At 41.0% G+C, this 9092-nt stretch carries 13 protein-coding genes; 4 read left to right on the forward strand and 9 right to left on the reverse strand.

What is annotated here, in order from left to right; all coding sequences use genetic code 11:
- Window positions 1-53: 53 nt before the first annotated feature.
- From fmt to mscL, 4 genes are all read left to right on the forward strand, one after another.
- Complete coding sequence (fmt, locus tag BHE89_RS04100; RefSeq protein ID WP_069368790.1) at window positions 54-1001, forward strand: methionyl-tRNA formyltransferase; 948 nt, start codon at window positions 54-56, stop codon at window positions 999-1001.
- Window positions 1002-1096: 95 nt separating this feature from the next.
- Window positions 1097-2374 (forward strand): 16S rRNA (cytosine(967)-C(5))-methyltransferase RsmB, encoded by a 1278-nt coding sequence (gene rsmB / locus BHE89_RS04105; RefSeq protein ID WP_128860315.1) that lies wholly within the window; start codon window positions 1097-1099, stop codon window positions 2372-2374.
- 105 nt (window positions 2375-2479) lie between these two features.
- Entirely contained in the window at window positions 2480-3856 is a 1377-nt protein-coding gene (gene trkA, locus BHE89_RS04110) for a Trk system potassium transporter TrkA (RefSeq protein WP_069368788.1), read from the forward strand.
- A gap of 116 nt (window positions 3857-3972) precedes the next feature.
- The gene (gene mscL, locus BHE89_RS04115) at window positions 3973-4380 is read left to right on the forward strand and encodes a large-conductance mechanosensitive channel protein MscL (RefSeq protein WP_023583476.1); all 408 of its coding nucleotides are present in this window, start codon (window positions 3973-3975) and stop codon (window positions 4378-4380) included.
- A 3-nt stretch (window positions 4381-4383) separates the two neighbouring features.
- Here the strand turns inward: mscL and BHE89_RS04120 are convergent, their stop codons facing one another.
- The 9 genes from BHE89_RS04120 to BHE89_RS04160 all read right to left on the reverse strand — a co-directional run.
- Window positions 4384-4590 carry an alternative ribosome-rescue factor A gene (locus BHE89_RS04120; protein WP_023583475.1) on the reverse strand — a complete coding sequence of 69 codons (207 nt, stop codon included), beginning with the start codon at window positions 4588-4590 and terminating at the stop codon, window positions 4384-4386.
- A gap of 50 nt (window positions 4591-4640) precedes the next feature.
- Complete coding sequence (gene zntR, locus BHE89_RS04125; RefSeq protein WP_069368787.1) at window positions 4641-5054, reverse strand: Zn(2+)-responsive transcriptional regulator; 414 nt, start codon at window positions 5052-5054, stop codon at window positions 4641-4643.
- 297 nt (window positions 5055-5351) lie between these two features.
- Window positions 5352-5738 (reverse strand): 50S ribosomal protein L17, encoded by a 387-nt coding sequence (gene rplQ, locus BHE89_RS04130; RefSeq protein ID WP_004246940.1) that lies wholly within the window; start codon window positions 5736-5738, stop codon window positions 5352-5354.
- A 37-nt stretch (window positions 5739-5775) separates the two neighbouring features.
- Window positions 5776-6765 carry a DNA-directed RNA polymerase subunit alpha gene (locus tag BHE89_RS04135; protein WP_006535513.1) on the reverse strand — a complete coding sequence of 330 codons (990 nt, stop codon included), beginning with the start codon at window positions 6763-6765 and terminating at the stop codon, window positions 5776-5778.
- A 25-nt stretch (window positions 6766-6790) separates the two neighbouring features.
- Window positions 6791-7411, reverse strand: a complete 621-nt coding sequence (gene rpsD, locus BHE89_RS04140) for a 30S ribosomal protein S4 (protein ID WP_004246942.1) — start codon at window positions 7409-7411, stop codon at window positions 6791-6793.
- Between the two features lie 36 nt (window positions 7412-7447).
- Window positions 7448-7837: a 30S ribosomal protein S11 gene (gene rpsK, locus BHE89_RS04145; protein WP_002919257.1), complete on the reverse strand. Its 390-nt coding sequence runs from the start codon at window positions 7835-7837 to the stop codon at window positions 7448-7450.
- A 16-nt stretch (window positions 7838-7853) separates the two neighbouring features.
- Window positions 7854-8210, reverse strand: coding sequence for a 30S ribosomal protein S13 (gene rpsM, locus BHE89_RS04150; protein WP_036914623.1), 357 nt, complete (start codon window positions 8208-8210; stop codon window positions 7854-7856).
- A gap of 146 nt (window positions 8211-8356) precedes the next feature.
- Window positions 8357-8473, reverse strand: a complete 117-nt coding sequence (gene rpmJ / locus BHE89_RS04155; RefSeq protein ID WP_071788572.1) for a 50S ribosomal protein L36 — start codon at window positions 8471-8473, stop codon at window positions 8357-8359.
- Window positions 8474-8515: 42 nt separating this feature from the next.
- A partial coding sequence (locus BHE89_RS04160; RefSeq protein WP_141008269.1) for a preprotein translocase subunit SecY occupies window positions 8516-9092 on the reverse strand: 577 nt, incomplete at its 5' end.

The following is a 9092-nucleotide window of genomic DNA, read 5'->3' on the forward strand; positions in this document are numbered from 1 at the left end:
AAAAAAAGAGCTAAAGCAGGACAGTAACAGTTAAATTGAAACAGGAAGAGAACGTGTCTGATTCATTACGTATTATTTTTGCGGGAACACCGGATTTTGCGGCTCGACATTTAGCTGCATTGTTATCAACTAAACATCGAGTAGTAGGAGTACTTACTCCACCAGATAAACCCGCAGGAAGAGGTAAGAAACTGACCATGAACCCAGTTAAAAAACTGGCGTTAACTCATGATATTCCTGTTTATCAACCTGCCTCTTTAAAGCCTGAAGAGAACCATGAGTGGATAGCAGCACAACAAGCAGATATTATGATTGTTGTCGCCTATGGCATGATTTTACCTAAAGCCGTTCTTGAAATACCGCGTTTAGGTTGCCTTAATGTGCATGGTTCTCTCCTTCCTAAATGGCGTGGTGCCGCACCAATTCAACGTTCTTTGTGGGCAGGCGATAAAGAAACTGGCGTCACAATTATGCAAATGGATGTTGGTTTAGATACAGGTGATATGCTGTATAAAGCGTCATGCCCAATTACAAATGAAGATACCAGCGCATCACTTTATGAAAAACTTGCAGAACTGGGACCTAAGGCGCTAACAACTACGTTAGAACTCATTACCTCAGGTAAAATAAAAGCAGAAAAGCAAGACGATAATTTAGCGAATTACGCACAAAAGTTATCTAAAGAAGAAGCAAAAATTGATTGGTCATTATCAGCAGAACAGATTGAACGCTGTATAAGAGCATTCAATCCATGGCCAATGAGCTTTTTCATGTTAGACGAACAACCTGTAAAAGTATGGAAAGCACAAGCTATTGCGGATAATACAGATCAAGCCGCAGGAACCATATTAAAAGCCGATAAAACGGGTATTTATATTGCGACAGGTAACGGCATTCTAAATATCACTGAGTTGCAACCATCAGGTAAGAAACCTATGGCTTCTGCTGATTTCTTAAATTCCAAGCGAGATTGGTTCACTCCTGGAAAAATTATTCCATGATAATTCTAAACCCTGATATCTAATATTATCAGGGTTCTCTTTTTTCACGCCAATATAATATATCTGTGGCGCTCAATATTAACCGCTAACTCATCATGAAAACGTCATACAACTTACGTAGCATTGCAGCTAAAGCAATTAACCAAGTATTAGATCAAGGTTTATCACTAAGCACTGTCATACCAGAACTTCAGAAAAATATCTCAGACAAAGATAAAGCTTTGTTGCAAGAAATCTGCTTTGGTGTATTACGTACATTGCCACAATTAGAATGGATTATTCAGCAGCTCATGGATAAGCCATTGAAAGGCAAACAACGCATTTTACACTACCTCATTATGGTTGGTTTATATCAGCTTCTTTATACTCGTATTCCTGCTCATGCAGCTCTAGCAGAGACAGTAAATGGTGCTGTTACACTAAAAAAACCACAGTTAAAAGGATTGATTAACGGTGTGTTACGTCAGTTTCAACGCCAACAAGATATCTTGAACGAACGTTTTCAAAATAACGAAAATCGTTTTCTCCACCCATCATGGCTACTTGCTCGTATTCAACAAGCTTATCCAGAACAGTGGATGAGTATTATTGAAGGTAATAACCAAAAACCACCAATGTGGTTACGTGTAAATCAACGTCATCATTCCCGAGACGAATATTTAATATTACTTGAAAATGAAGGAATTCCCGCTATTGCTGATGATAGTCACCCGTTTGCGATCCGTTTAGAGAATCCATGCAACGTGAGCCTTCTTCCTGGATTTGCTGATGGCTGGGTAACCGTTCAAGATCGTTCAGCTCAACGTTGTGCTGAATTATTAGCACCCAAAAATAAAGAGCAGATCCTTGATTTATGTGCAGCACCAGGCGGTAAAACAACACATATTCTAGAGATAGCGCCTCAAGCTCAGGTATTAGCTATTGATATAGATGAACAACGCTTAAAACGAGTACAAGAGAACCTTACGCGTTTAAAACTTAATGCTGTCGTCAAAAGTGGTGATGGTCGTTATCCTGAACAATGGTGTGCAGGCAAACAATTTGACCGAATTCTTCTTGATGCTCCATGTTCAGCAACAGGTGTTATTCGTCGTCACCCAGATATAAAATGGCTTCGTCGTAATGACGACATTGAGCAATTAGCTAAAATTCAAAAAGAGATCCTTCACGCTATTTGGCCATACCTAAAATCTGGTGGCACGTTGGTATATGCAACCTGCTCTATTTTACCTGAAGAAAATACACAACAAATTAAAGCGTTTTTATCATCAACGAAAGATGCGCAATGTGATTATCAGTACCAATGCTTACCAGAAGAAGAAGGTGGCGATGGATTCTTTTACGCACGGATCAAAAAAAATATGATCTTGTGATAAAAGATGATATCAGATCTAAAAAAACGCTACTATTTCAACGCAAGATCATCAAGATCTTGCGTTTCTTTTCTATTTGTTAATCGAATACTCTGAGAAATTACAATGAAAATTATTATCTTAGGCGCTGGTCAAGTAGGTGGTACGCTCGCTGAAAATCTTGTCGGGGAGAATAATGATATTACTGTCGTTGACACTAATGCAGATCGCTTACGCCAACTTCAAGATAAATTCGATTTACGAGTAGTCAATGGGCATGGGTCTCACCCAAGGGTCTTAAGAGAAGCCGGAGCTGAAGATGCAGATATGTTGGTTGCCGTCACCAACTCTGACGAAACCAATATGATTGCATGCCAAGTTGCTTACACGCTGTTTAATACACCCAACAAAGTGGCTCGGATACGTGCCTCTGAATTTGTTCGTGAAGCAGATAAACTTTTTCTTCCTGAAGCTATTCCCATTGATTATTTAATCTCACCAGAGCATTTGGTTATTGATTATATTTATAAATTGATCCAATACCCTGGCGCTTTACAAGTTGTTAATTTTGCTGATGGCCAAGTCAGTATTGTTGCAGTAAAAGCGTATTATGGTGGCTCTCTCGTTGGGAATGCGTTATCAACATTACGCGATCATATGCCACATATCGATACACGTGTTGCTGCAATTTTTCGTCAAGACAGACCTATCCGGCCTCAAGGATCCACAATTATTGAAGCTGGAGATGAAGTTTTCTTTGTCGTTGCATCTCAACATATTCGTGCAGTAATGAGCGAATTACAGCGATTAGAAAAACCTTATAAACGCATTATGATTGTTGGTGGTGGTAATGTCGGTGCAGGTTTAGCCGCTAGATTAGAAAAAGATTATAGCGTCAAGCTTATTGAACATAATCAGCAGCGTGCAACAGAACTGGCTGAACTACTCCATGACACCATCGTTTTTTATGGTGATGCATCAGATCAAGAGCTTCTTGCTGAAGAACATATAGAACAAATTGATGTCTTTATCGCACTGACGAATGATGATGAAGCCAATATTATGTCAGCAATGCTGGCAAAAAGAATGGGGGCTAAAAAGGCAATGGTACTTATTCAACGTAGTGCTTATGTTGATTTAGTCCAAGGTGGGGTTATTGATATTGCAATATCACCACAACAAGCAACTATTTCTGCACTTTTAGGTCATGTACGCAAAGCTGATATTGTGAGCGTCTCATCATTACGACGTGGTGTTGCAGAAGCAATCGAAGCTGTTGCACATGGTGATGAAAATACATCAAAAGTTGTTGGTCGCCGTATACAAGATATAAAACTACCACCTGGAACCATTATTGGTGCAATTGTTAGAGAGCAAGATGTTATTATTGCGAACGCTAGTCACTCTATAGAACAGGGGGATCATGTGATCATGTTTATCACCGATAAAAAATATGTCCCTGAAGTTGAAAAGCTGTTCCAACCTAGCCCATTTTTCTTATAAAGACTATCTGGAAATAAGAATAATAGTAATTGTTACTTATCATGGTCTACTATTATCATATTAAATTACTATATTTTTACATAATAAATCTATGCATAGATAAATAAGGGGTGGTTATGTCTTTTTTCAAAGAGTTTCGTGAATTTGCAATGAAAGGCAACGTTGTTGACATGGCGGTCGGTGTCATCATTGGTGCAGCCTTCGGTAAGATTGTTTCATCATTAGTTGCTGATATTATTATGCCACCTCTAGGCTTATTAATTGGTGGTATTGATTTCAAACAGTTTAGCCTTGTATTAAGAGATGCGAGCGGGGATGTACCAGCTGTTGTACTTAATTATGGTATGTTCATTCAAACTGTTTTTGACTTTGCCATTGTTGCATTTGCGATTTTCTGTGCAATCAAATTAATTAACAAAACACGTCGCCAAGCAGAAGAAGCCCCTAAAGCACCACCGGCTCCTTCCGCAGAAGAAACCCTATTAACAGAAATCCGTGATTTATTAAAAAATCAGCAAAAATAAAAACTAAAAGGCCAGTGATAACAATTGAAAAAATCTTTTGTTATCACTGGCCTCCCAGTTGCCCTTCTTATCATGTTTTGCTTTTCTCATATAACTGCCTTTTCCTTTCTTATTCTTTTCCACTCGTTGTCTGAATAGTGGATCATGAACAAGCGCTGCTAAAGCATTATCTTTAATAACACCTTTTTGGTGCTGATATTTGCTAGACATAAAAACCTCTTAAATTATTAAAGAACATAAAACATAATACGATACAGATACTATTGCTTTGTCGCTCCAGATTCAAGTATTTCAAGAATAGAACAATAGGTACTTTCATGAGCACTACCACAACATGCATTACTTAACATTTTTAATGAATCTCGCATTCTTTCCATTTCTTTCAAGCGAATTTCAACTTCAGCAAGCCTTGCATCAACGATATGCTTTGATTCAACGCAAGTGTGATGAGCAGGATCAACGCGAATAGAAAGTAGCTCTGTAATCGCGTCTAATGTAAAACCTAACTCTTTGGCATAGCGAATAAAACGTAAACGTTGGAGATCTTGCTCTGTATATAGACGATAACCACCTTCTGTTCGCCTATCATGATCCATCAATCCCTGTTTTTCATAAAAACGGATTGTATCTGTTGTCACATTCGCTAATTTTGCAACCTGCCCAATACGATACATGGATCATTCCCTCACTCTAAATGATGAATAAGCATAGCAAATAATCAAAAGAATAGAATTGAAATATAGTGCGAAGCTTATCTTACCAAAATAGCAGTATGCTGAAATAACAAAAAATAAATATGATGTAACACAAGAGTAGATAAAAAAGCATGGAATAACAAATAGAAAGGTTGAGTATGGCTTGATAAGTTATTTCTCTAATAAATAGGTTCACTAGCCATTATTTTCAATAGATGTAAAAAAACCGGATTAAAAATCCGGTCTTTTTATTCGCTTCACTAAATAATAACTAGATTATTCAGCTGCTGCTTCTGTTTCAGAATCAGCACGGTCAACAAGCTCAATGTAAGCCATTGGAGCGTTGTCACCAGCACGGAAGCCACACTTCAGAATACGAGTGTAACCACCTGCACGGCTCGCAAAACGCGGACCTAATACTGTAAACAGTTTTGCCACGACTTCGTTATCACGAGTACGGGCGAATGCCAGACGACGATTAGCTACGCTGTCGGTCTTGGCAAGAGTAATCAGCGGCTCAACGACGCGACGCAGTTCTTTCGCTTTAGGCAAAGTTGTCTTGATGATCTCATGACGAACTAAAGAACCTGCCATGTTACGAAACATAGCCTGACGATGGCTGCTGTTGCGGTTCAATTGACGACCACTCTTACGATGGCGCATGACCTTATCCTTCTCAGTAAAACCTTAACCTGTGATCTTATTCATCAGCGATACTTGCAGGTGGCCAATTCTCAAGGCGCATACCCAGAGATAGACCACGCGACGCCAGTACGTCTTTAATCTCAGTAAGAGACTTCTTACCAAGGTTAGGCGTCTTAAGTAATTCAACTTCAGTACGCTGTACCAGATCACCGATGTAGTGGATTGCTTCTGCCTTCAGACAGTTAGCAGAGCGGACAGTCAATTCAAGATCGTCTACTGGGCGCAGTAAGATAGGATCGAATTCTGGCTTCTCTTCTTTAACTTCTGGTTGACGAACATCACGTAAGTCAACAAAAGCTTCAAGCTGTTCAGCCAGGATAGTCGCTGCACGGCGAATCGATTCTTCTGGATCGATAGTACCGTTAGTTTCCATCTCGATAACCAGCTTATCCAAGTCGGTGCGCTGTTCAACACGAGCTGCTTCCACATTGTAAGCAATACGCTCAACTGGGCTATAGCACGCGTCTACTAAAAGGCGACCGATAGGGCGCTCATCTTCTTCCGAATGAATTCGGGCAGAAGCCGGCACATAACCACGACCACGCTGAACTTTGATACGCATATTAATAGATGCGTTTTCGTCTGTAAGGTGGCAGATAACGTGCTGCGGCTTGACGATTTCGACATCACCGTCATGGATGATATCGGCTGCAATAACAGGGCCAATGCCAGATTTGCTCAAAGTAAGAATAACTTCATCTTTACCATGAACTTTTACCGCCAACCCTTTAAGGTTGAGCAGTATTTCTAGGATATCTTCCTGAACACCTTCTTTGGTGCTGTACTCATGCAGTACACCATCAATCTCAACCTCTGTTACCGCACAACCCGGCATAGACGAAAGCAGAATACGGCGCAGTGCGTTACCAAGAGTATGGCCGAAGCCTCGCTCTAATGGTTCAAGGGTCACCTTGGCGTGCGTCGAACTGACTTGCTCGATATCAACCAGGCGCGGTTTTAGAAACTCTGTCACAGAACCCTGCATTGTGTCCTCTCTTTGGTGCTAAGCCTTACTTGGAGTAAAGCTCGACGATCAGGTGCTCGTTAATGTCAGCAGATAAATCAGTACGTTCAGGAATACGTTTGAACACACCTTCCATCTTAGCAGCATCAACTTCCAGCCATGTTGGCTTTTCACGCTGTTCAGCCAGCTCTAAAGCAGCCTTAATACGAGACTGTTTTTTCGATTTTTCACGAACGCTGACTACGTCATTCGGGGAAACCTGATAAGAAGCAATGTTAACCACGCGACCATTTACCATGATTGCTTTATGGCTAACCATCTGACGTGCTTCTGCGCGAGTTGCGCCAAAGCCCATACGATAAACAACGTTATCCAGACGACCTTCCAGCAGAGTCAGCAGGTTTTCACCTGTGTTGCCTTTCAGACGAGTTGCTTCTTTGTAGTAGTTACGGAACTGACGCTCTAGAACACCGTAAATACGACGTACTTTTTGTTTTTCACGTAACTGAACACCGTAATCAGAAAGACGCGGTTTACGTGCGCCGTGCTGACCTGGTGCTTGTTCCAGTTTACACTTGGTGTCAATCGCCCGAACGCCAGATTTTAGAAATAAATCTGTACCTTCACGGCGGCTCAGCTTGAGCTTAGGACCCAAATATCTTGCCATTTTCTTTCTCCAACTTTCCTAAAAACGAAAACGTTATTAAACGCGACGTTTTTTCGGTGGACGACAACCGTTATGAGGAATCGGAGTCACATCAGTAATATTAGTGATGCGGAAACCAGCCGCGTTTAATGCACGGATAGTTGACTCACGACCAGGACCAGGTCCTTTAACCATAACTTCCAAGTTCTTAATTCCGTACTCTTTAACAGCTTCAGCGCAACGTTCTGCTGCAACCTGAGCCGCGAACGGAGTAGATTTACGAGAACCACGGAAACCGGAACCACCGGCAGTAGCCCAACCCAATGCGTTACCTTGACGATCGGTAATAGTAACGATTGTGTTGTTGAAAGAAGCATGGATATGAGCCACACCGTCAGAGACTTGTTTTCTTACACGCTTACGTGCACGAATAGGTGCTTTTGCCATTGTTCAAATACCCCGATTATTTCTTGATCGGCTTACGCGGACCCTTACGGGTACGTGCGTTAGTCTTAGTACGCTGACCGCGAACTGGTAGACCACGACGATGACGTAAACCACGGTAAGTACCAAGATCCATCAGACGTTTGATGCTCAGGGTAACTTCACGACGCAGATCACCTTCTACAACGTATTTGGCAACTTCGTCACGCAGCTTGTCGATTTGCTCTTCAGACAGCTCACTGATCTTAACATTTTCAGCAATACCAGCAGCTACACAGATAGCCTGTGAGCGGGTTTTACCGATACCATAAATCGAAGTTAATGCGATTACAGTATGTTTATGATCAGGAATGTTAATGCCTGCTATACGGGCCACTATGCACTCCTAAATTAGCAGTTATACAGTACTATTCTGAAAAGCCCGTTTTCAGGATACTCAAACAATACTGTATATATTATAAAAGATTGGGCTGGCTAATTTAGCCAGCTCAACCGAACTTTGCAAGAAAAAAATGCAATAAATTAGCCTTGACGCTGTTTATGCTTAGGCTCGACGCTGCAAATTACACGCACGTGACCGTGACGTCTAACAATTTTGCAGTTACGGCACATTTTCTTGACGGAAGCACGAACTTTCATTTTTACTCTCCGTAACTTCTAAAACAAATCGCTTATCAGTAATTAACCTTTAAGATTTGCTTTTTTCAATGCAGACTCATACTGACTTGACATCAGAAGAGTTTGCACTTGAGCCATAAAATCCATGATGACCACAACCACGATTAAGAGGGAAGTACCACCAAAATAGAAAGGTACTTTCATTGCGTCACGCATGAACTCCGGGATGAGACAGATAAAGGTAATATACAAGGCACCGATTAGGGTTAAACGTGTCATTACTTTATCTATATATTTAGCCGTCTGCTCTCCCGGGCGAATTCCTGGTACAAATGCACCGGACTTCTTCAGGTTATCTGCCGTTTCTCTTGGGTTGAAAACCAACGCCGTATAGAAGAAACAGAAGAATATGATTGCAGCAGCGTATAGTAACACATAAATAGGTTGACCAGGCTGTAGATTTAAAGAAATCGTTGTCAGCCAACCCCACCCTGTACCATCGCCAAACCAAGAGGTTATTGTACCAGGAAACAGGATAATACTTGAAGCAAAAATTGCTGGTATAACACCCGCCATATTTACTTTAAGTGGTAGATGTGTACTTTGTGCCGCGTATATTCTACGCCCTTGTTGACGTTTT

It is taken from the genome of Shigella sp. FC1967 (assembly GCF_001743005.1).
Taxonomy (GTDB): Bacteria; Pseudomonadota; Gammaproteobacteria; order Enterobacterales; family Enterobacteriaceae; genus Proteus.

Excerpts from the sequence above, each read along its gene's own strand:
- rsmB (WP_128860315.1), top strand. The coding sequence starts at position 1,097 with ATGAAAACGTCATACAACTTACGTAGCATTGCAGCTAAAGCAATTAAC.
- trkA (WP_069368788.1), top strand. The coding sequence starts at position 2,480 with ATGAAAATTATTATCTTAGGCGCTGGTCAAGTAGGTGGTACGCTCGCT.
- mscL (WP_023583476.1), top strand. The coding sequence starts at position 3,973 with ATGTCTTTTTTCAAAGAGTTTCGTGAATTTGCAATGAAAGGCAACGTT.
- BHE89_RS04120 (WP_023583475.1), bottom strand. The coding sequence starts at position 4,590 with ATGTCTAGCAAATATCAGCACCAAAAAGGTGTTATTAAAGATAATGCT.
- zntR (WP_069368787.1), bottom strand. The coding sequence starts at position 5,054 with ATGTATCGTATTGGGCAGGTTGCAAAATTAGCGAATGTGACAACAGAT.
- rplQ (WP_004246940.1), bottom strand. The coding sequence starts at position 5,738 with ATGCGCCATCGTAAGAGTGGTCGTCAATTGAACCGCAACAGCAGCCAT.
- BHE89_RS04135 (WP_006535513.1), bottom strand. The coding sequence starts at position 6,765 with ATGCAGGGTTCTGTGACAGAGTTTCTAAAACCGCGCCTGGTTGATATC.
- rpsD (WP_004246942.1), bottom strand. The coding sequence starts at position 7,411 with ATGGCAAGATATTTGGGTCCTAAGCTCAAGCTGAGCCGCCGTGAAGGT.
- rpsK (WP_002919257.1), bottom strand. The coding sequence starts at position 7,837 with ATGGCAAAAGCACCTATTCGTGCACGTAAGCGTGTAAGAAAACAAGTC.
- rpmJ (WP_071788572.1), bottom strand. The coding sequence starts at position 8,473 with ATGAAAGTTCGTGCTTCCGTCAAGAAAATGTGCCGTAACTGCAAAATT.